The sequence below is a fragment of the Ruegeria sp. R14_0 genome (assembly GCF_017743975.1).
In the GTDB taxonomy this organism is placed as follows: Bacteria; Pseudomonadota; Alphaproteobacteria; order Rhodobacterales; family Rhodobacteraceae; genus Ruegeria.
Window position 1 is genome coordinate 101,047 of sequence record NZ_JAGHRC010000003.1, and the last position, 22,022, is coordinate 123,068.

General features: G+C 59.0%; 18 protein-coding genes and 1 riboswitch. Of the genes, 7 read left to right on the forward strand and 11 right to left on the reverse strand.

The genetic code is table 11. The annotated features are described in order from the left end of the window. Positions 1–124: 124 nt before the first annotated feature. From J7416_RS10260 to J7416_RS10275, 4 genes are all read right to left on the reverse strand, one after another. Complete coding sequence (locus tag J7416_RS10260; RefSeq protein WP_209224678.1) at positions 125–2,665, reverse strand: putative PEP-binding protein; 2,541 nt, start codon at positions 2,663–2,665, stop codon at positions 125–127. Between the two features lie 64 nt (positions 2,666–2,729). Continuing rightward, positions 2,730–4,949: a glycine--tRNA ligase subunit beta gene (gene glyS, locus J7416_RS10265; RefSeq protein WP_209224680.1), complete on the reverse strand. Its 2,220-nt coding sequence runs from the start codon at positions 4,947–4,949 to the stop codon at positions 2,730–2,732. 9 nt (positions 4,950–4,958) lie between these two features. After that, a complete protein-coding gene (gene gltS, locus J7416_RS10270; protein WP_209224682.1) occupies positions 4,959–6,167 on the reverse strand; it encodes a sodium/glutamate symporter in 1,209 nt (402 codons plus the stop codon). A 10-nt stretch (positions 6,168–6,177) separates the two neighbouring features. After that, positions 6,178–6,702 carry a DUF6446 family protein gene (locus tag J7416_RS10275; protein ID WP_209224684.1) on the reverse strand — a complete coding sequence of 175 codons (525 nt, stop codon included), beginning with the start codon at positions 6,700–6,702 and terminating at the stop codon, positions 6,178–6,180. A 91-nt stretch (positions 6,703–6,793) separates the two neighbouring features. Here J7416_RS10275 and J7416_RS10280 point away from each other — a divergent pair, with 91 nt between their 5' ends. After that, positions 6,794–7,426: a MarC family protein gene (locus tag J7416_RS10280; protein ID WP_209224686.1), complete on the forward strand. Its 633-nt coding sequence runs from the start codon at positions 6,794–6,796 to the stop codon at positions 7,424–7,426. Between the two features lie 8 nt (positions 7,427–7,434). Here the strand turns inward: J7416_RS10280 and J7416_RS10285 are convergent, their stop codons facing one another. Beyond that, a complete protein-coding gene (locus J7416_RS10285; RefSeq protein ID WP_209224688.1) occupies positions 7,435–8,364 on the reverse strand; it encodes a glycine--tRNA ligase subunit alpha in 930 nt (309 codons plus the stop codon). Between the two features lie 206 nt (positions 8,365–8,570). Between J7416_RS10285 and J7416_RS10290 the strand changes: the two genes are divergently transcribed. After that, positions 8,571–10,304 carry a serine protease gene (locus J7416_RS10290; RefSeq protein WP_209224689.1) on the forward strand — a complete coding sequence of 578 codons (1,734 nt, stop codon included), beginning with the start codon at positions 8,571–8,573 and terminating at the stop codon, positions 10,302–10,304. A 52-nt stretch (positions 10,305–10,356) separates the two neighbouring features. Here J7416_RS10290 and J7416_RS10295 read toward each other — a convergent pair whose 3' ends face one another. Next, complete coding sequence (locus J7416_RS10295) at positions 10,357–11,931, reverse strand: thiamine pyrophosphate-binding protein (protein WP_209224690.1); 1,575 nt, start codon at positions 11,929–11,931, stop codon at positions 10,357–10,359. Further along, positions 11,931–13,379, reverse strand: a complete 1,449-nt coding sequence (locus J7416_RS10300; RefSeq protein WP_209224691.1) for a TrkH family potassium uptake protein — start codon at positions 13,377–13,379, stop codon at positions 11,931–11,933. Before J7416_RS10300 ends, J7416_RS10295 begins: the two co-directional genes overlap by 1 nt. Before the next feature lie 46 nt (positions 13,380–13,425). On the opposite strand from J7416_RS10300, the gene J7416_RS10305 reads away from it, so the two are divergent. Continuing rightward, complete coding sequence (locus J7416_RS10305; protein ID WP_209224692.1) at positions 13,426–14,154, forward strand: hypothetical protein; 729 nt, start codon at positions 13,426–13,428, stop codon at positions 14,152–14,154. Between the two features lie 336 nt (positions 14,155–14,490). Here the strand turns inward: J7416_RS10305 and folE2 are convergent, their stop codons facing one another. Both folE2 and metZ read right to left on the reverse strand, forming a co-directional pair. Further along, positions 14,491–15,594 carry a GTP cyclohydrolase FolE2 gene (folE2, locus tag J7416_RS10310; RefSeq protein ID WP_209224693.1) on the reverse strand — a complete coding sequence of 368 codons (1,104 nt, stop codon included), beginning with the start codon at positions 15,592–15,594 and terminating at the stop codon, positions 14,491–14,493. 459 nt (positions 15,595–16,053) lie between these two features. Next, complete coding sequence (gene metZ / locus J7416_RS10315) at positions 16,054–17,244, reverse strand: O-succinylhomoserine sulfhydrylase (RefSeq protein ID WP_209224694.1); 1,191 nt, start codon at positions 17,242–17,244, stop codon at positions 16,054–16,056. Positions 17,245–17,309: 65 nt separating this feature from the next. Next, a riboswitch (SAM riboswitch) is annotated at positions 17,310–17,387 on the reverse strand. Positions 17,388–17,519: 132 nt separating this feature from the next. Between metZ and J7416_RS10320 the strand changes: the two genes are divergently transcribed. Together J7416_RS10320 and J7416_RS10325 are read left to right on the forward strand one after the other, a co-directional pair. Then, positions 17,520–18,455 (forward strand): alpha/beta hydrolase, encoded by a 936-nt coding sequence (locus tag J7416_RS10320; RefSeq protein ID WP_209224695.1) that lies wholly within the window; start codon positions 17,520–17,522, stop codon positions 18,453–18,455. A gap of 23 nt (positions 18,456–18,478) precedes the next feature. Then, on the forward strand, positions 18,479–19,168 hold the full coding sequence (locus J7416_RS10325) for a glutathione S-transferase N-terminal domain-containing protein (RefSeq protein WP_209224696.1): 690 nt from the start codon (positions 18,479–18,481) through the stop codon (positions 19,166–19,168). 15 nt (positions 19,169–19,183) lie between these two features. Here J7416_RS10325 and J7416_RS10330 read toward each other — a convergent pair whose 3' ends face one another. Further along, positions 19,184–20,269, reverse strand: a complete 1,086-nt coding sequence (locus tag J7416_RS10330) for a Hint domain-containing protein (RefSeq protein WP_209224697.1) — start codon at positions 20,267–20,269, stop codon at positions 19,184–19,186. Between the two features lie 123 nt (positions 20,270–20,392). After that, complete coding sequence (locus J7416_RS10335; RefSeq protein ID WP_209224698.1) at positions 20,393–20,767, reverse strand: OB-fold nucleic acid binding domain-containing protein; 375 nt, start codon at positions 20,765–20,767, stop codon at positions 20,393–20,395. Between the two features lie 127 nt (positions 20,768–20,894). On the opposite strand from J7416_RS10335, the gene J7416_RS10340 reads away from it, so the two are divergent. Beyond that, complete coding sequence (locus J7416_RS10340) at positions 20,895–21,218, forward strand: 2Fe-2S iron-sulfur cluster-binding protein (protein WP_170464288.1); 324 nt, start codon at positions 20,895–20,897, stop codon at positions 21,216–21,218. Continuing rightward, positions 21,218–22,003: a VCBS repeat-containing protein gene (locus J7416_RS10345; RefSeq protein ID WP_209224699.1), complete on the forward strand. Its 786-nt coding sequence runs from the start codon at positions 21,218–21,220 to the stop codon at positions 22,001–22,003. Before J7416_RS10340 ends, J7416_RS10345 begins: the two co-directional genes overlap by 1 nt. Positions 22,004–22,022 lie beyond the last annotated feature (19 nt).

Sequence of the window (22,022 nt, forward strand, 5' to 3'; positions counted from 1 at the left end):
ATACCGAATTCAAACGGCGACGTCCAGTTCTGACGAAAAAGCAAGTGGAAAATCGCCGTTTCGTCAACAATATCTGACGACGGCGCTTTCTGTTATCTACTAATTCTTGAGTGGCCCCCTTCTGTCAACCCCCAAGTCTGGACGAAATCGCCAGTTGAGCGGCAGCCAGCCGAGCGACCGGAACACGGAAGGGGGAACAGGACACGTAATCGAACCCCAAATCGCGGCAAATGGCGATTGATTCGGGGTTACCACCATGCTCACCACAGACCGACAGGGTCACATCCGGTTGCGCCAGGCGCCCCCGTTCAGCCCCGAGTTTTAGCAACTCGCCAACGCCATCGGGGTCCAACACGTGGAATGGGTCTTCGACAAAGACCCCCTGTCGCACATAGGCCGACATGAACCGGCCTGCGTCGTCACGGGACAGGCCGTAGGTCATCTGCGTCAGGTCATTGGTGCCGAAGCTCAGAAACGCGGTCTGCGGGGCGATCTCATCGGCACGCAGGCAGGCACGCGGGGTTTCGACCATAACGCCAAGGCGGTATTCGAATTCTTGCCCCTGCTCTGCCGCAACAGACGCAGCCACCGAGTCGATGCGGGCCTTGACCAGCTCGACCTCGCGCTTGGCCGAGACCAGAGGGATCATCACCTCAGGCACAACCGGCGCGCCGTCCTTGCTGGCCTCAAGCGTAGCTTCGAAAATTGCGCGGGCCTGCATGTCATAGATCTCAGGAACCGTCACACCCAAACGCACACCACGCAGGCCCAGCATCGGGTTGTACTCGGTCATCGCGGCGACGCGCCGTTCGACATCGGACACCGGCAAATCCAGCGCCTCAGCCAGTTCACGCTGGCCGCTGCGGGTTGTTGGCAGGAACTCGTGAAGTGGTGGATCGAACAGACGGATGCAAACGGGTTGCCCTTCCATGATCCGGAACAGCTGAACGAAGTCGTCACGTTGCATCGGCAGCAGTCGTTCCAACACCGCCGCACGTCCCGAGGATGTCTGCGCAAAGATCATCTCGCGCATCACGATCAGGCGGCCTGGATCGAAGAACATGTGCTCGGTTCGGCACAGCCCGATGCCCTGCGCCATGAAGTTTCGCGCGGTTTGCGCATCAGCAGGTGTGTCAGCGTTTGCCCGGATCGCGATATCACGTTCTTGGTCGGCCCAACCCATCAGGGTTTGAAAACAGTCGTCCAGCGCAGCTTCCAGCATCGTTGGCTGCCCGGCCAGCACCTGTCCCGATGTGCCATCAATTGTCAGCGTATCACCCGTTTTGAACACACGCCCGTCCGGAGCCGTAAGCTGCTTTTTCTTGGTCTGAAACCGCATCTCGGATGCGCCGACAATACAAGGCAGGCCCAATCCGCGACCAATCACGGCGGCGTGGCTGGTCATTCCGCCCTTTTCGGTCAGAACCGCCACCGCGGCATGCATGCCCCGCACATCTTCGGGCGAAGTTTCGCGACGCACCAGAATGCAAGGTTCCCCACGAGCGGCGCTTGCCTGCGCCTCGGCCGATGTAAAAACGATTTTTCCTGTCGCAGCGCCGGGGCTGGCGGCGATACCGGTGGTCAGCGTGTCCCTGCGTGCGTCCGGGTGAACCTGCCGGTGCAGCAATTCGTTCAGCGAATGTGGATCGACCCGCATCACAGCCTCTTGTGGAGGGATAATGCCGTCCTCGGCCAGCCGCACGGCAATTCGCATAGCGGCCCGCGCACTGCGCTGCACACGCACACCGTCCAGAATGTGAACATGGCCATTCTCGATCACGAATTCGACCTGCATTTCTTCGCGCAGCTTGACCCGCATCAGTGCTGCGTGGGCCTTGAGCGCGGCAAAAGCTTCGGGCGCAACATCTTCTAACGAAGGCCCGCGTGAATCTTTTTCCAGATAGAGCGCGGCGACGCCCTCGCCCAACGCATCTCGGCCTTGGCTTTGGCTCAGATACCGACCGGTGATTTGGGGCAGACCGGTCGCCGGATCAATCAGTTGCAAAACACCCGATCCACATTCGCCCTGCCCGACGCCTGGGATCATTTCTTGTATGACAAGACCAAGCCCCGCATCCGCCGGAGCCCCTTTAGCCTGACGCAACAACCGCGCCGAGGTGCCATCCCACGCCCGGGCCATCGACCGCAGAACGGCAACCAATTGCTCGCCCCGGTCTTGAGGGAATGCCTCGTCGGTTTCGTCCTCATAGGCGCGCAGAGATTCCTGCAGACCTTCGCGCCCATCCGCTTCGATTTCGTCAAAAACATCCGGGTCCAAACGGGCCACATGGACGGCGTAGCTTTGCACAAACCGCAGATACAAAGCGGCGGCGGCCTCGGATCCCATGGAATCCGAAAGATCCACATAGCGCGAGTCATTCATACCGATGTTCAGAATGGCCCCGGGCCCGCCCCAGTCCGGGTCCTCAGAGCTGGGCCGCACGCACAACAAAGCGGCCGGGTCGAATTGTTCCAGTATGGCACTGAAATCGGGCACCTGCCCGTTGGCAATCTGCTGCACGGCGTCAAACGACAACGCGACCGTGCGTGGCACTGGCAGGTCCAGCCGCACCAGACGTTGCAGGCATTTCGCCCGGCCACCATGGGTGTTGGCGGCAACAGGGGCTTCGGACGTGATCAGCGTGGTATTCGGGTTATTCTGCACTGCGGCACCTTTTGGTTTGCACGCAGCATAAGCCCCTGCACCAATGGCGCAAGGGCGTTCTGGATCAGCCTTCGATGCGGCTCAGATCAGCAACACTGGAGCAGACCTGACGGATCTGGCTGAGCAGGTTCAGACGGTTACGGCGCAGGATGTCATTGTCGGTGTTGACCTGAACATCCTCAAAGAACGCGTCCACCGGACCGCGCAGATCAGCCATGGCCGACATGGCAGCGGGGAAATCCTCGGCCTTCAGCGCGGGATCGATCTTGGCTTGCGCGTCCTCGAGCGCTGAGAACAACGCCTTTTCGCTGTCGGTTTCCGCGAACTTGATATCCGCACCGTAGGAGTATTCGACCCCATCCTTTTCCTCGGCCTGCGTGAGGATGTTGTTGGCGCGCTTGAAGCCCTGAACGAGGTTCTCACCGTCCTCAGTCGCGATCACCGCGTTCAGCGCACGAGCGCGTTTGACCAGCAGGTTGAGGTCGTCATTGCCGTCCATCGCAATACAGGCGTCGATGATGTCATGGCGGATGCCCTCATCGCGGAGGAAGACCTTGAGGCGGTCGTGGAAGAAGGACAGCAGATCATCGGACGCGTCCGGAACCTTGTTTTCCAATTTCAAAAAGTCAGCGGTCGGGCCATCACCCAGCTTTTCTTTTACTGTCTGAAAGGCCGCACCGAACACACCGTGATCGGCGATCTCTTCCAACAAATCCTCAACGCTTGATTTCGGTAATGCGTCATTGATCGCACTTTCTGCACGCACAAGCTGGCTGTCAAAGAACCGATCCAGAGACAGTCGCAAGTCGTTCTCAAGGATCAAACGCGTAACGCCTAACGCCGCGCGGCGCAGGGCAAACGGGTCTTTCGACCCGGTCGGCTTCTCATCTATCGCCCAGAACCCAGTCAGGGTGTCCAGCTTGTCGGCCAACGCTACGGTCACCGACAAAGGCGCAGTCGGCACGTCATCCGAGGGACCAAGCGGCGAGTAATGCTCTTGCGCAACGGCCGCCGCAGCAGCGTCTTCGTCTGCGGCCTCAACGTAGTAGCGGCCCATAAGCCCCTGAAGTTCGGGGAATTCATAGACCATTTCGGAACTCAGGTCGGCCTTGGCCAGACGCGCGGCCTTCTCGGCCTGATCGGCATCTGCGCCAGTTACCGAGGCCAGCTCACGTGCCAACGCTGCGATGCGGTCGATGCGCTCGGCCTGCGTGCCCAGCTTGTTGTGGAAGGTCACATTCTCCAACGCGCGAGTCCACTGGGCGATGTCCGATTTGGCAACGCGCAGGTCATTCTCCCAGAAGAACTTCGCATCCGCCAGACGCGCCGACAGCACCTTCTGGTTCCCCGCCAGAATGGTCGCGCCGTTGTCGGTTGTTTCACGGTTGGCCACGGTGATGAACCGTTCGATCCGACCCGTCTTGGGGTTCTTCACGGAAAAGAACTTCTGGTGCTCTTTCATCGAGGTCTGCAACACCTCGGGCGGCAGTGCCAGGAATTCGTCGTCGATCTGCCCCATCAGCGCGACGGGCCATTCGACCAGACCCGCAACCTCGGCCAGCAAGCCCTTGTCGTCGACCACTTCGAGCCCGGCCGCAAAGGCAAGGTTCTGGGCATCGTTCCAGATGTGCTCGGCGCGTTCCTCGGGCGACAACACCACATAGGCGCGTTTCAACTGGGCGGCATAGTCTTCGAACGACGACACGGCAAAGCGGCCCGGCGCCATGAAGCGATGGCCTTCGGTGGTGTCGCCGGTCTTGATGCCGTCAACCTCCATGGGCACGACCTGCGCGCCAGTCTCATCGGTCAGGATGCACAGGATCGAATGCATCGGGCGCACCCAACGCAGCCCGCCACTGCCCCAGCGCATGGATTTCGGCCAGGGGAAATTGCGGATCGTCGCCTCAAGCACCTCGGCGATAATCTCGGCGGCCGGACGACCTGCTTTCTCGATAGTGGCGAAGTAAACCGCGCCTTTCGGCGTGTCGCGCTCTTCCAATTGATCGCGGGTCAGGCCCGCACCGCGCAGGAACCCTTCGATCGCCTTGTCGGGCGCGCCCACTTTTGGACCTTTGCGTTCCTCGCGGGTCGTCGGGCTTTCAGCCAGCAACCCTTCGACGGCCAGCGTCAGGCGGCGCGGCGTCGTCAGCGCAGCGGCAGAGGCGTAGGTCAGCCCGGCCTCGACCAAACCATCGGTGACCCGCTTTTTCAGGTCTTCGCCAGCACGGGTTTGCATGCGCGCGGGGATTTCCTCGGAAAACAATTCGATCAGCAGGTCGGGCATATTCGGTCCTTAGAAATTGACGATCGTCTGAATGACGATGGCATTAGCGATATCCACAAAGAATGCGGATACAAGGGGCAACACGATAAAGGCAATAGGCGATGGGCCATATCGCTTGGTGACGGCTGTCATATTTGCAATTGCGGTGGGTGTCGCCCCCAGAGCGAACCCTCCGAAACCAGCAGCAAGAACAGCCGCACGATAGTTCGAGCCCATCAGGGGGAACAACACCCAGATCACAAAGGCCACCGTGAACAGGGTTTGAGCCGACATGATGACCGCAATCGCCATGCCAAGCTCGGCTATGGTCCACAGCTGAAGGCTCATCAGCGACATGGCCAGAAACGCACCCAGTGCAAATTCTGAGATCAGCGCAAGCGACGGCGTGCGAGCCACCGGGGGTGCGGACGGAGCCACCAGAGAACGGATATTGGAGATCACGATCCCCATGATCAGACAGGGCACAAACAGCGGCAGTTTCAGACCTGCCGCTGTGATCGCCTCGCCCAAAGCGTAGCCAAATATGATTGCAAGGTTCAAATAAAGCAGGACACGCATGACCGTCATGTGGTCAATCGCTGTCATGGCGGATTCTTCTTCGGGCAGTCCCACCGTGTGCTCTTCGTTGGGGCGGTTCGGTGTGAGGCCACGAGATTCGACAAGCAACCGTGCTATGGGGCCGCCGACCAACGCAGCCAGCACCAACCCCAGGGTTGCAACAGCGACGCCCAATTCGGTTGCGCCGTCCAACCCCGTCGCATTTGCGACCTCGGGCGCCCAGGCGATAGCGGTGCCATGCCCGCCAATCAGGGCAGCCGAGCCGAACAACACGCCGGCCTGCGCCGGATAGCCGAACATTGACGCTCCTGCGGCACCTATGACGTTCTGCGCGATTATTGTAGCCAGCGTCAAAACCAGAAGGATCAACAACGGTTTACCGCCAGCTATCAAATCCGAAAACCTGGCATTCAATCCGATCCCCGCAAAGAACAGCACCAGCAATGCGTCCCGAGTTTCCAGTTCGAACGACAGTTCGATATCAAACGCAAGGTACAGGAACAAAACCACGAGCGAGGCCAAAAGCCCCCCTGTAACCGGTTCCGGAATGTTGAACTGCCGTAAGAGCGGGACGGTGGCATTTACTCGCGCACCAAACAGATAGACTGCAAATCCCAGAGTAGCCGTAATGAAATCCGGGATGAGCAGGCTCTCTGTCATGGCGGGTTACTCAGTTTTGGGGTCGCGGCGGGCATTCTTCGCCCACCACCGTACCGTCATAGGCCTTTTCACCGCAATTGTTCAGCACGTGCCAGACATAGCCTTTGCCACCCTCTGTGACCGCCACAATCCGGTCCACACCGTAGTGGACGTTCTTCACCCCCATAAAAGCGCGGGCCTGACCGGATTTCAAAGCGTCAGCAAGGGCAACGGCATCATAGCAGTCGAACCAGCCTGGGGCGGTCAAAGGCTCAACCTGATCCACCGCTACGTGGGTCTGCGCGATCTCTTCAGGTGCCAGATCCGTTTCGAAACAGGCACGATAGCGGATGGGCGAGCTATCGGCGTCAATTGCCTGAAACGCGGTATACGCGATGGGCGTCGGCTGTTGCGCGTCTTTGGTTGTCAACACGACATCCTGCCCTGGCGTAGGCTCAACATCATAGTAGAAGCCATAAATCTGCAAATAATACATGACCGCACCGGCCACGACGGCCGAGACCAGCAGTATGATCGCAAGCAACTTTCCTGTCATCGCAATTCCCTTCTGCTTACGATGCCTCTTTCACGAACGGTAAAAATAGGACAAGTTCCAATTGTTTACAGGCCGAAATGAGACGTTTCAGATGGACAGCACCCTTGCCGTGGGATTCTTTGGCGCGCTTTTTGCGATTATGAATCCGATCACCAACCTGCCGGTTTTTTTGAGCGTTACGGACGGTCTGCCCCCAGCGGAACAGCGCAAGGTTGCAACCAAGACCGCGCTGTACTGTCTGATCCTCGGCGCAGCTTTTGCGGCGGTCGGCAACCAAACCCTTGGCCTGTTTGGCATCAGCGTCGATGATCTGCGCGTTGCGGGCGGGTTGGTCGTTCTGATGATCGGCCTGAACATGCTGAACGGCAAACCGAGCAGTTCGCACCATGGCACTGAAGGAGAGCGAGAGTCCTACCCCGAACCCGACACCGTCGCGTTCTATCCGCTGGCCTTCCCGATTTTGGTTGGCCCCGGTACGATCACGACGCTGATCCTGTATGCCAGCCATATCAAAAGCGCGCTCGATGCCACTGTTTATGCAGGGGTTTTCCTGGCCGTTCTGCTTTTGCTTTTTGTCACGTTCTGGAATGCGTCCGCGATTGCCAAACGCCTGTCTGACAATGCCCGCGTGATCATGAGCCGGTTCATGGGCATGATCCTGTCGGCCATCGCGATCGGAATGATCGCGGCGGGCCTCAAGGTTTTGCTTCCCGGATTGGCCTGACCTGGCCATCAGGCCTCGAACCCGGCAGCCTCGGTCATAAGAAACGCATCCGCGCATTGCTTGGCCAGTGCCCGCACACGCCCGATATAGGCTTGGCGTTCAGTTACCGAGATAACACCGCGCGCGTCCAACAGGTTGAACACATGGCTGGCCTTGATGCACTGATCATAGGCCGGGTGCGCCATGATAATGCGTTTGCCGGTCTTTGGATCGTCATGCTCTTGCGCCAGAATGGCCGCGCACTCGGCCTCGGCCTCTTCGAAATGGCGCAGCAGCACTTCGGTGTTGGCCACGTCAAAGTTCCAGCGGGCGTATTCCTCTTCCGTCTGTTTGAAGACATCGCCATAGGTGAGCGGGCTGGGCGACTGAGGGTCGTTGAACGGCATGTCCATCACATGGTCGATGCCCAGCACATACATCGCCAGACGCTCCAGCCCATAGGTCAGCTCGCCCGAGACCGGCGCGCAGTCGTGGCCGCCAACCTGTTGGAAATAGGTGAACTGGCTGACTTCCATGCCGTCGCACCAGACTTCCCAGCCCAGCCCCCAGGCGCCCAGCGTTGGGCTTTCCCAGTCGTCCTCGACAAACCGGATGTCATGCAGGTCCATGTCGATGCCGATGGCCTCCAGCGACCCCAGATACAGCTCTTGCAGATCAGGCGGGCTGGGTTTGATCAGCACCTGATACTGATAATAGTGCTGCAGCCGGTTGGGGTTTTCACCATAGCGCCCGTCGGTAGGGCGGCGCGAGGGTTGTACATAAGCCGCGGCCCAAGCCTTCGACCCCAGCGCGCGCAGAGTGGTCGCCGGGTGGAACGTCCCCGCCCCAACCTCCATGTCATAGGGCTGCAGAATGGCGCAGCCTTTCGACGCCCAATAGGTCTGAAGCCGCAGGATAATCTCCTGAAATGAACGTGGTGCGCTGGACTGTTCGGTCATGACATTCCCTTTGGACGCCACTGCGCCCGGTTCCGTTGGGTTTCGTCCTTCCTATGCAAGGGGCCAACGGGCGTCAACGGGCGCTTGAGCCTTATGCTGTCACTGCGCAGCCACACTGGAAATTCCCCGTATTCCGGGCATGGCTTTCGACACATGAATTCGCATACTGTCCGGCAAAGATAAAACACTGCGGACACGGGCAGACAATGACTCGCATATTTACGGCAATTTTGTTTCTTTTTCTCATCGGCGCGCGCGCTGTTTTCGCACAGCAGGACGCAGGCGTCTGGGTGCAGGTCGAGGCACAACCATCGCTGCGCGAGGCGCAAGAGCGCGCGCAGGACTATGCCAACAACCTGCCAGACGTGAACGGGTTTCGCCTGAACTCTGGCTGGTACGCCATTGTTATTGGGCCATATTTGCGCGGCGACGCCGAGCAGGTCTTGCGCGTCTACCGGGCCGAGGGGCAAATTCCTGCCGACAGCTACATCACGTTCACCAGCGCGCTGGGGCAGCAGTTCTGGCCGGTTGGTGCGAACATTCTGGACCGCGGCGTGGTCACGCCGCCGGTTGAGCCTCAGCCCGAGCAGCCGGTTGTCGGACTGACGCCGCAAGCCTCGGACGAGACGCGGTCTCAGGCCCTGCAAAGCGAACGCCTTTTGAGTACGCAAGAGCGTATGGATCTGCAGACCGCCCTGCAGGCCGCCGGTTTCTATAATTCCACAATCGACGGCGCTTTTGGCCAGGGTACACGCCGGTCGATGGGCGACTGGCAGCGGTTCAACGGTTTTGAAGCGACCGGTGTTCTGACGACTGCGCAACGAAAGGCGTTGATGGACGATTTCAACGCCCCACTGCTGAGCGTTGGAATGGAGCCGTACTCGGACCCGCAAGCGGGTATCAACATGGACCTGCCGCTGGGTGTCATGAACTTTGACCGGTACGAAGCCCCATTTGTTCACTTCAACAGCACAACCGATCTGGATGCCAAGGCTCTGTTGATCAGCCAGAAGGGTGATCAGGCCACGCTGCGCGCCCTGTACGAAGTTCTGCAATCGTTGGAAATCGTTCCACTCGATGGTCCCCGTCAATTGCGCGGAGATCGCTTTGCGCTGGAAGGGCGTGGAAATGGGATTGTGACCCATGGCGAGGCGCGACTGGACGATGGTCAGATCAAAGGCTTTATGCTGGTCTGGCCCGAAGGTGACGACGCTCGTCGCGCTCGCGTGTTGGCCGCGATGCAGACAAGCTTTACCGCGACCGGTGCGGTTCTGGATGCAGCTGCCGGTGCGAATGCCGACCAGCGGATCGACCTGGTTTCGGGGCTGCAGGTCCGCACGCCTCGCCTGACCCGCTCGGGTTTCTTTGCCGATGCCAGCGGTACGGTGCTGACCGTGGCCGAGGCTGCTGACAGCTGCACACGCATCACTCTGGACGGCGATCAAGAACTGCAAGTGGCCGCATCCGATGCTGATCTGGGTGTCGCGGTTCTGCGCCCCAGCCAAAATCTGGTACCGGTGAGCGTAGCCGAGTTCAGCGCAAACACCCCGCGCCTTCAATCTGAGGTCGCGGTTTCCGGGTTTTCCTATCAGGGCGCTTTGGGCGCCCCGACGTTGACATATGGTCAGATCGCAGACCTGCGCGGCCTGAACGGAGAGGACGGCGTAAAACGGCTGGCACTGGCGGCACAGCCGGGTGACGCGGGCGGGCCGATCTTTGACGATAATGGTCAGGTCGTGGGGATGCTGCTGCCGACCCCGACCGAAGGACGCACCCTGCCCGCCTCTGTCAGCCTTGCAGCGACCGCAAACAGTCTGAACGAGGTTCTGGCCAAGGCGGGTATCTCGGGGCAGTCGGGCACGCCGACAGCGCAAATCTCACCCAACGAATTGAACCGCCGCGCGACCGGGATGACCGTACTGGTCCACTGCTGGGACTAAGCACACCAAACTGATGAAAACGCCGCCCTCATCGGGCGGCGTTTTTCTTTGCCTAGAGGATGTCTGGCGTGACCCGGATCAGCGTCGGGACCGGCGCCGAGAACGCCGCCCGAACGGCTTCTTGCATCTCAGACAAAGTCGATGGCGCTGCCGACAAAGCGCCGAACGCCTCAGCCAACTTGCAGAAATCCGGGTTGCGTGCGACGACCGCGTTCGGCGCGATCTGACCGCGCACCATGCTGTCCTCGATCTCTTTCAGTTTACCGTTATCCCAAAGGATGATCGGCAGCGGCAGGCCCAATTCAACGGCCGCACCAAGTTCTTGCATCGTGTAATGAAACCCGTAATCCCCGGCGATCACAGCCGTTGGCTTACCCCGCCGCGCCACGGCCCCGCCAATCCCGGCGGGCAAGGCATAGCCCAGCGTTCCGAACCCCGTCGGGTGGTGCCAGTGATAGGGATAGGCCATATCCCAGACCTCTTTCGCGACATAGGCGAACTGGGTCATGTCGGAATAGATCATCGTGTCACCAGGCATAGCCTCGCGCAGAGCGTCTATCACCGGAACAATACCGGGACGTTCCGCATCCACCTCGGCGCGCCAACGGTTGCGCGCATCTGCGACTTCGTCCGCCGACCATCCCGTTGCCGGTTGGATCTGCTCGGCCGCCGCCCACAAGGCATGAGCGAAGCTTTCGCCATCGGCCTGCAACTTGACAGCCGCCCGGTGGTGATCCGACAGAACTTTCGGATCCAGATCGACACGCACGAGATTAGCGGAATGACCAAGCGTATCACGCCACAGGTCCACCTCGCCCAATTCCGCGCCAACAACGACCACAAGGTCCGCCGACGCGATCACGTCGGCACTGCCCGGTCGCGGCAACATAGCACCGAAATCCAGCGCATAGCCCAGCCCGGCCATGCCGCGCCCTGCATAGGTGGTGAAGCAAGCCGCTCCCAATTGGGTCAGGATCTGCCGCCACAGGTTGGACCGCGCGCCCCCACCCAGAATGAACAAAGGCCGTTTCGCGATGTTCAGCATGGACATTACTGGCGCCACATCCGGCGGCAGCACTTTTGTGCGCAAGCCCGGCTGGTTTGGAAACGGCGCAGTGTCTGCATCAGCCTCAAGCTGGGCAATGGGCACCTGAATATGCTTGGGACGCGGGCGGCTAAGCTCGAATTCCTCAAATGCGCGTTCCACAAGACCGTAAGCCGCTTGTGCCGTGTTCGCTTGATGCGACCAGTCGGTCACAGTTTCTGCCGCGGCCCGCTGGTCCTTCATCTGGTGCAGTTGGCCGTGCACGCCCTGTGTTTCATCAAGGCATGAGGACATCACCAACATCGGAACAGAATCCGTATAAGCCTGACCCATCGGCGTCATGATGTTGCACAGGCCGGGCCCGGTGATGACATAGGCAACGCCCGGTTTGCCGGTCGCGCGGGCATAACCGTCCGCCATGAAACCGGCGCCCTGTTCATGCCGGGCCAACACATGCGTGATGCCGGCCTCTTCGATCCCGCGGTACATTTCCTGATTGTGCACGCCGGGAATGCCAAAGATCACATCCACTCCGCGATCCCGGAGCATGTGCGAGATCTGGGCACCAAGGGGTCTTTTCATCAGTTTCTCCAGAATTGGACGGTGAACAGGGCGTAAACGGCCAGCAGCTCAAGCCTGCCAACCAGCATGCCAATCGACAGCAGCCATTTCGCGGTATCGCTGAGCCCGGCAAAGTTTCCGGCCGGTCCGATCTGATCGCCCAGACCCGGCCCCACATTGGCCAGCGCGGTTGCAGCCCCGGAAACAGCCGTGATGAAGTCCAACCCCGTCAACGCCAATGCCCAGGCCAGCACGCCCAACGAGACCACGAAGAACATGAAAAAGCTCATGACAGACGTCAGAACATCCGGGCCAATCGAGCGCCCATCATATTGCGGCGTAAAGACCCCGTGGGGCGAGCGGATCCGGCGGATCTGAGTTTTGATCGACGCAAACAGCAGTTGGTACCGGAAAATCTTGATCGAACAGGCCGTCGAACCCGCACAGCCTCCGATCAGCCCGATCAGAAAGAACATCATGACCGGGAAACTGCCCCAGCCCATGTAGTCGACGCTGGCATAGCCGGTGCCCGAAATGATCGAGGTGATGTTGAACAGAGATTCCCGAACCGCCTGTTCCCAATGGTGCGGGAAAACCGACGTCAGGAACACCGCCATGATGACCACCAGCACAGCTATCGTGCCCAGAAATGCCTGGATCTGGCTGTCCTTCCAGATCGATCTGGTGTTGCCGTTTGCGAATTGCACGTAACGCACAAAAGGCAAGGCTGCCAGGATCATGAAAACCGACGCCGCATACTCTGCCGGACCGGAAAATGTGCCAAACGAAGCGTCGTAGTTCGAAAACCCGCCGGTCGAGATAGTTGTGAGCGCGTGCACGACAGCATCAAAAAAGCCCATCCCCAGGGCGGCATAGACCAGCGCGCAGACAACCGTCAGGAAGACGTAGATCAGGGAAATCTGGCCCGCGATCTCTTGCGCGCGAGGAAGGATTTTCCCCATGGTTTCAAAACCTTCCGAGCGGAAGATTTGCATACCCCCAACTCGCAGCTCGGGCAGAAACACCATGGCGACAACGATGATGCCAATGCCGCCCAACCATTGCAGCAGGCCGCGCCAAAGCAACAGGCCCTGCGGCAGATCATCAAGCCCCGAGATCACGGTGGAACCGGTCGTTGTCAGGCCCGACATCGCCTCAAAATACGCATCGACAAATCGCAGCTCGGTCTCACCGAACAGAAACGGAATTGCGCCGAAAAACGGCAGGGCCACCCAGACACCGGTTGTCAGCAAAAAGGTCTGACGGATCGTCAGACCTTCGCCCACCCCGTTCGAGCAGCTCATCGCCAGAATGACACCGGTCAGGATCGTGATAATGCCGCTTTCGAGGAAAACGTGCCATTCTCCCCGGCCTTCGATGAAGTCCGCAGCCATTGGCAGCATCATGGTCGCCCCAAGAATGGCGACCAACAGGCCAATCACATATCCAACCGGGCGCATATCCGTCATGAGGCGCAGCGTTGGCGCGCCTGCATGACCGTGTCAAGCCGGTGTCGTGCTTTACCCTTCGGTTTTGGCTCCGGACGCAGGCATTGCCGGCGGCTTGGACGGCGCACGGGTCCGACGCGCCGGTGCGGGTTGTGCCGCAGGTTCCGCCGCTGCGGTTTTGGCCGGAGCGGGTTTGGCCGGAGCGGGTTTCGACGCAACAGGTTTGGGCGCCGCCGTCTTAGCCGCAACCGGCTTGGGCGCGGCACGTTTTGCAGGAGCCTTGGCCGGCGCCTTCGGAGCCTCGGCCTGTGTCGCGACCTGTGGTTTCGCCGCTGTCGCAGCAGACTTGGGCGCCGCAGTTGTTGCAGCCGCTTGTTTAGGTTTGGCGACTGCTGTCGGTTTTGGTGTCGGCGCTTTTCTGGCGACGGGTTTCGGTTTTGCAACCGCTGCAGGCTTGGCTGCGGGTTGTTTCTTGGCCACGGCGGGTTGTGCGGCGGGTTTCTTTGCCACCTCTGCCGTTTTGGTGGTCACCGGCGCGGTTTTGGGCGCTGTGGGTTTGGGTGATTCGACCTTGGGCTTTGCCGCTGTTTTCCGCCGGGCGGCAGGCTTGGGCTTGGCGACGACTGCTGGTTTTGTCTTTGCGACCGGCTTGGCATTGGGGGCCGGTTTTGCCGATGGTGCAACCTGGGCCGGAGCAGATGCAGACGCGTGCAGTGCGCTGACGGATACGAACGGCAACTCCATCGCTGAACGGGTCAAAATCTGCATAATTTTCATTTGGTTGCTAACCGCATAGCCGGCCATTCGAATGGCCGCAGCCTGAAATTCCAGCGGTTGGGAAATCGGATTCATTCGTTAGTTCTCCTCTGAAAGCGATGCAGCCTGCAAAAGAGTGAAGGGTCCTGCCCGTCCCGAAATCTCGGGCGGCTCAAGCAGTCACGCAGTCCTGAGCGTTGCACGTCTCAGCTTCCTTTAAGAGTGACAGACACACGAACAGAAGCACGCCTGCCACGGCTGCATTCCATGGCAGTGTAACGCGAACAACAGTGCTAGCGCAGCATTTTCTGCTGCGCTGCGGCGGAAAACCGCCTTTTGTCTAATTCTGAGACTTTTCTGCCCGCGATCTGAGCGATCAGCCGACGTGGAACAGCGTGGTGAACAGTCGAGGATCGATGCTAGAGGACACAAAGGTCGGTCCTTCGGTCAGAACCGACACAGCATCGTGGCTGTGAAGGCTTTCCTGATGGCTTGCGATGACACGGAAGTCGCCTACGTGATGATCGGCCAAAAGCTCAGCGCAGAACGACCGGGCCGCATCTTCGACGAAGATCGGGTTGGCGGCATTCAGTTCTGCAAACGCCTGCTCGTCTTCACGCTTGACCATAACCTGCGTCTCGGTGGGCACCGCGCGGCGGCAAATGGCGATCAGATCCTCGAACCACAGGCAATCGGCGTCGCAATCGACCACGACCGAAATTCGCGCAACCGAGCGCTGCGAATGCGGTGTCGCCAGTTGCCCACGGGTCGCGCGCGCATGCTCGCTCAGCTCAAGTGAACAGGGGCACGTCGACGAATAGACATAGTCCAGATGCATGATCTTCTGGCGCACACCGTTCTGTTCCACCAGTTCCAGCGCGATGTCATAGTATTGATACCCTTCCAGACCAGAGCGCAGGCTCTGGACCTTGTCCGGGTAGGCAAAGCGCATCTGAATCCGCGCATCAAAGCTGTCGAGATCGGACATGTAGTCGTCCAGCGCGGCCTCCATCACCTCAAAACTAAAGGTGCGTTCGGCATGCCTGTAAAAAGACCGCATGATCCGGGACATGTTAATGCCCTTCTTCTCGGCTTCGAGGCTGACCGTTCCGGTGACCGATGTTTCCAGCATCACGTCTTCACCGTGCTTGCGGTGGAAGCGGATCGGCAGGCGGAAATTCGAAATACCGACGTGCTGAATCTGTTGCTTGGCCCCCCGGATCAGGCTGGACGGACCATTTTGCAGATCCGGCAGCGAGGCCTTGTAAGCCTCATCAACTTTGAAATCCTCGGGGAATGTACGTGACAGAGACGGATAATTCACCGGCACCATTCCAGGGATCAGACGCGCAACCGCCGGGTCAAGCTGGCTGATCTCTGCCTCGGTCGCGGATGACGCCCATCGCCGCAGGACGTTCAGCGCTGCCTCTGCTTCATCACGGTCAGGACTGTTGTCAAGGTCACGGGGATATACGTTCATACGCAAGGGTTCCTTTTGTCGACGCAGAGATATAGCAGGTTCGCGTTATTTTCCAGTCCTCCCGGATACGCACAAGATACCGGATCGGATTGAAAAATTCTGCGTGAAACCGTCATTTTTCAGCGGAACGCGGCCTTGGTTGGGCGCGGGTGCCTGCAGTCGCAAACACAATAGCATCCGCAGCTGCGGGTTCACGGGATGCGAGTGAATTTCCCCAAAGCTTATCAGTGAAGACAATACCTTGCTTGGGATGGGCGGCCCGGTGGCCTCCGTGAACGTCGTGTTCCATCACGAGGGACCAGCCCTCAATTGGCGTTTCGACCGCTCGGGATTCACGACAACACCCTAGTTTCACATTGCGAACAGCCCGGCGTCTCTTTCATCTGCGATGAGAGCATAGGTTCGACATCCGGGCTCAAAATCAGCGCCCCGCAGGCCCGAGCCGCGGGGCGCTTTTGACTACTTCTGAGATATCTCGAGCGCGTTCTCGATATCTTTCAGCAGATCGCCTGCATCTTCCAGCCCGACAGAGAAACGGATCAGGCCGGGCGTGATGCCCAACTCGTCTTTCTGGTCGTCGCTCAGACGCTGGTGCGTTGTCGTGGCCGGATGGGTCGCGATCGACTTGGCATCCCCCAGATTGTTCGAGATCACCGGGATCGTCAGCGCGTTCAGGAACGCAAACGCCCCTTCCTTGCCGCCCTTGATGTCCAGCGACAGGACTGTACCACCCTTGCCGCCCAGCTGGGATTGCACCAGTGCATTCTGCGTATGGGTTTTCAGGCCCGGATAAAGCGTGCGTTCTAGCGCCGGATGACCCTCAAGCGCCTCGGCAATGGTCTGCGCCGTCTCGGCCTGCGCATTGACGCGCAGCGACATCGTCTCCAGCCCCTTCAACATCACCCAAGCATTGAACGGACTTAGCGCACCGCCGGTGTGCTTCAGGTAAGGTTCAACCGTGCCGCGGATGAAATCCTTGGTGCCGATGATCACTCCGCCCAAGGCACGTCCCTGCCCGTCGATATGCTTGGTGGCCGAGTACACAACCACGTCCGCTCCCTGCTCGATCGCGCGCGAAAAGACAGGGGTCGAAAACACATTGTCTACGATTACCAACGCGCCGACCGCGTGGGCCAGTTTAGCCACAGCAGAGATGTCGATGACCTCAAGCGTGGGGTTCGACATGGATTCGAAGAACACAGCCTTGGTGTCGGGACGGATCGCCGCCTGCCAAGCATCCAGATCGGTTCCATCGACAAAAGTCACCTCGACACCAAAGCGCGTCAGGATGTTTTCAAGGATGTAAAGGCACGAGCCGAACAACGCCTTGGCGGACACCACATGGTCGCCCGCTTTCAGCATCGAGGTCAGCGCCGCATTCACCGCGGCCATGCCAGAGGCGGTTGCAAACGCGTCCTCGCCCCCTTCCAGCGCTGCGATGCGCTGCTCAAACATCGATACGGTCGGGTTGCCATAGCGGGCATAGATGAACTCGTCCGGGCCAGTCTCAATGAACCGCGCCTCAGCCTGCTCGGCATTTTCGTAGACAAAGCCCTGGGTCAGAAAAATCGCTTCGCTGACCTCATTGTATTGGCTGCGACGGGTGCCGCCATGGACGGCTTGGGTGCGTTTGTTCCAGCTCTCGCTCATCTCATTCCTCTCGACCCTTGCCTGGCAAGGGCATCAAAAAAACCCCAGACGCGGTCAAGCGAAAGGGGCCTTTCATCCTGACCTTTTAGCGGTTGTGTTTAGCGTGGCCCGCAATCCGGTAACAAATCGCCACGTGGTGTTGTGGCGTTTACGCCGCACTTGCGAACTCGTCAACCCTGACAAGGGCAACGTCACGGATCTGTAACCGTCCTTTCACCAAAGCGTCATAGCGTTATGCGAAATCGACACCACAACATCTTGTGTGAGGCACCGCTATGCCAGTCGTCAGGATCAATGCCAAAGGTGACACAGTCGCCCTGCACCGCAGCCCGCGATCGCCCCGCAGTATTCTGCGACAAACCCGCGACACCCAAGGGCCGGTCATTATCATGACCCACGGTTACAAATACCGCCCCGAAGCCGACAAGGCCTGCCCGCACCGGCATATCCTGGCCCTGCACCCGACACCGATGCCTTGGCACTGCCCCAGCTGGCCGCAACAGCTGGGCTTTGGATCCGGCTTCGAGGATGAAGGTCTGGGCATTGCCTTTGGCTGGGATGCCCAAGGGCCCTTGTGGGCCGCGCGCCGCCGCGCGGTAGAAGCCGGCCGTGCGCTTGCGGATCTGATCCGGTATCTGCGCCGCCTCAATCCAACGCGACCGATCCACTTCATCGGCCATTCAATGGGCACGGAACTGGCGCTGGAAGCGCTGCACCACATTCCGCCGGGATCGTTGAACCGCATTATCTCGATGACTGGTGCCGCCTACCAAAGCCGTACGCTTAGCGCGCTTGAAACACCTGCTGGTCGTCAGGCCGAGCTTATCAACGTGACCAGCCGCGAGAACGACCTGTTCGATTTCATGTATGAATGGCTGATCCAACCGCCCACACCAGGGGATCGCAGCATCGGTCTCGGCCTTATGGCACCGAACGCAGTGACCCTGCAGCTTGATTGCAATGACACGCTGGATCACCTGTCTCGCGTGGTGTTTCCAATCGGCGATCCGCAGCGCCGCATTTGCCACTGGTCCAGCTATACACGGCCGGGTGTTCTGCGTGTCTATGACGCCCTGCTGCGCCAGCATGACCGGCTGAGCCTGCCAATCCTGCGCAGCGGGGTCCCGGATCAGTCCGCCCGCCGTTGGTCACGGCTTTTTGCGCTGCCCCGCCCCAACGACCTCTTGCCGTTTGCGCAGAATGCCTCATGATCTCTTCAACCTGAGGAGACACCATGATCGACTTGTATTTCTGGCCCACGCCGAACGGCTGGAAGGCATCCATCGCGCTGGAAGAGATGGAACTGCCTTACACAACTCACCTGATCAATATCGGCAAAGGCGATCAGTTCGACCCCGAGTTCCTGAAGATCGCCCCCAACAACCGCATGCCCGCCATCGTTGACCCTGACGGCCCCGACGGCAAACCGATCTCGGTGTTTGAAAGCGGTGCGATCCTGATGTACCTCGCGCGAAAAACCGGCCGTTTCTACGGCGAAACCGAGCGTGACCGGATCGCTGTCGAGGAATGGCTGATGTGGCAGATGGGCGGCGTTGGCCCGATGGCGGGTCAGGCACACCATTTCCTCAAATACGCCCCGAACCTCGAACCACCGCAGGACCTACCCTATGCCAAGGATCGCTACCGGACCGAGGTCGGGCGTCTGTACGGCGTTCTGGATCGGAGACTGGCCGAGAACGAATACGTCGCCGGCGATTTCTACTCGATCGCAGATATGTCGATCTGGGGCTGGGCCAGTCTGTGGGAAGGTCAGCAACAAGTTTTAGATGACAAACCGCATTTCACTCGGTGGCTTGAAACAGTCAGCGCCCGTCCCGGCGTTCAGGCAGGTCGAGCGCTACACGCAGAGTTGCGCGGCGATCATCGGGACAAGCAGGCGCAGGGGATATTGTTTAGGCGGTGAAACGAATTAATCCACCTACTGCATATAGTTCGAAATCAGAATCTCTGCTTCGTATTTTCTGAGAACCTTTGCAGCCGTTGGTCCGTACCCCAACGACAAGCTTTCAAAAACGCCTGGGAAGATTTCAGCGAGTTCCTTGTGCGCTTCATGCGCCATGCCTTTCAATGCGATATCCCCTGGAAACAGACTTTCCGCAAACGCGCCGTTTGACACCACAATCTCATGTTTGTCGAAAATAAAGTGGTAGTAAACGACACTGCAAGAATCCGAGGCAACCTCAATCCCAGGCAGGTCTAACAGGAACTTCGCAGGTACCAGAACGTCTGCATCCTCAAAAAGCAATTCCAGCCCGGCGGCAGAAACAAGTATCCGGTGGTTTGGCGACACATAAAGGTCGGATGTTGGTAATCCTTGGCCCAATGCCCCTTTGGCAATTCTAACTGGCTTCAGATGACTTTTGTCAGCACGTGAGACATCGACCAGCCTTGATCCGATCCATTTGATCGACTTGGCCTGCCCCTCAGCGGTCATTACCAGATCGCCAACCTCAAGCGTTTCAACAGCCTTTTCACCGGACGGCGTCCCGATCAATGTGCCCTTAGCGAAACAAGGGACGTCGACGATTGCATCCGGATCAGTCGTGTCGGGCGCATTGCCCGGTGTCACATTTGACGTGCTAGAGTCGTAAGCAACCCCCGGCACCAACGGTTCAGAGGTGATATAACCTGCAAGAACGCCGTCCACTTCAACCCTGTATACGGTGATTGTACCGCCATCGGGGTCTGAAAGCGCATAGGACTCTTCAAGATAGATGTTCCCATTTTCGGTAAGGCCGGAAATGGGATTGCCATCCAGATCAGTAACAAGACCTTGTTGCGTCAGGTCATCCCCAACTTCGTCGTTGAAACGGTCGCCATTGAAATCTGTACCATTGTCAGGGGCACCGTTGATAAGCGGTGGTGGCCCGGGTTGGTCTTCAACATTGAATACGCGCCGGTCTGTGCTGGGGTCGTAGGTTGGTGACAGCGTGACTGTACCAAAACCAAAAAACGTCACCGATATGACGTCAGGCGAGTAACCTATATAAGAATAGTTTGCCATGTGAATCCTCGGACCGATTTCGGTGCTCAATGCTCATCAATCTTAACGCCTTATGTCCATCAGTTTCTGTAGTGACCCCTTTAAATTCGAATATTCGACATTTTGCGCGTCTTTTTTGCCAACTTACACGGCCTCCCCCCGCACCAGCACATCCAGCATGCCCGAGATATCCTCGATCTCTTCCGCGATGACATGGGTCACCGAATGCGCCCGTTGCATCCGGCCCGTGACCCGCAGCAGCCGCCCTGAAATCACCGCGCGGCGGAATTGTTCGTAGATCTTACGCCAGACCACCACGTTCACGATGCCGGTCTCATCCTCAAGCGTGATAAAGATCACGCCCTTGGCCGTCCCTGGCCTCTGCCGCAGGATCACCAGCCCCGCAACCGCCACCCTGTGCCCCTCAAGCGGTTCGTTCAACCGATTTGCAGGCAGACAGGCGGGCGGGCGCGGCCAGTCTCGGTTTGAGGCCACAGTGCGAGCAGGCAACACAATCATGAGAACAAAAATAGAACATACGTAAGGAAAGTCCAGAGGCGGCGCGACGAGTCGCAAATGATACTGGAAAGACTTAAATGCCTTCACTAAGGAAGAATTCGACAAGCGAAAGAGGAAGACGCACGCAATGGCAAAGATCACCTATGTCGAGCACGGCGGTACCGAACATACAGTCGACGTCGCCAACGGCCTGACCGTCATGGAAGGAGCCCGTGACAACAACATCCCAGGCATCGAGGCCGACTGCGGCGGCGCATGTGCCTGTTCGACCTGCCATGTCTATATCCACCCCGACTGGGTCGAAAAAATCCCGGCCAAGGACGACATGGAAGAGGACATGCTGGACTTTGCCTTTGAGCCCGATCCGGCCCGCTCGCGCCTGACCTGCCAGATCAAGGTCACAGACGAGCTGGACGGTCTGGTCGTTCAAATGCCGGAAAAACAGATCTGATGCCAATCAAAGCGCCGCGCCTGCCCGCCCGCCTCTGGCGCTGTTGGGCACGCGGCGCGGCCTTGAAGTTGTGCACTTGGCTGGCCGGAGTGGCTCCGGCAACTGCCGACACTGCCGTAAGTGCCCGGTTCACCGAACCAACCGCTCGGTACGCTCATGGCGTCTTGGGCGACGACATCGAATATGGTGCGCTGGAAATCAAAACGTCCAACGCCGCAACTGGAACATTATCGGACCAGCCAAGGAACAAGTATTCAACAATAACGATCAAACTGCCACCTGATCGGGTCTTCGAAGACCTCGAACCGCGTCTTGTCGATGTCGACCTAGATGGCACAGACGAAGTCATCGTCGTCGAATCCAGCGTTCACGAAGGCGCACAATTGGCAATCTACGACTCCCGTGGTGAAAAAATCGCCGCCACGCCCCACATTGGCACCCGCTTCCGCTGGCTCGCGCCGATTGGCGCCGCAGATATGGACAGTGACGGCAGTGTCGAGATTGCCTATATCGACCGCCCGCATCTGGCCAAAACCCTGCGCATTTGGCGTTTTGCAGACGGCACACTGACCGAAATCGCGTCTTTGCCCAATCTCACCAATCACCGTATTGGAGAGGATTTTATCTCTGGCGGTCTGCGCAACTGCAACGGCACACCGGAACTGATCCTTGCCAACGCCACTTGGACCCGCATCATCAGCGTCTCTTATCAGAATGGCTGGACCAAAACCGATCTCGCTTCCTTCACAGGCCCCAAAAGCCTAAAGCGCGCACTGAACTGCTGATCCGCCTCTTCATCTGGCC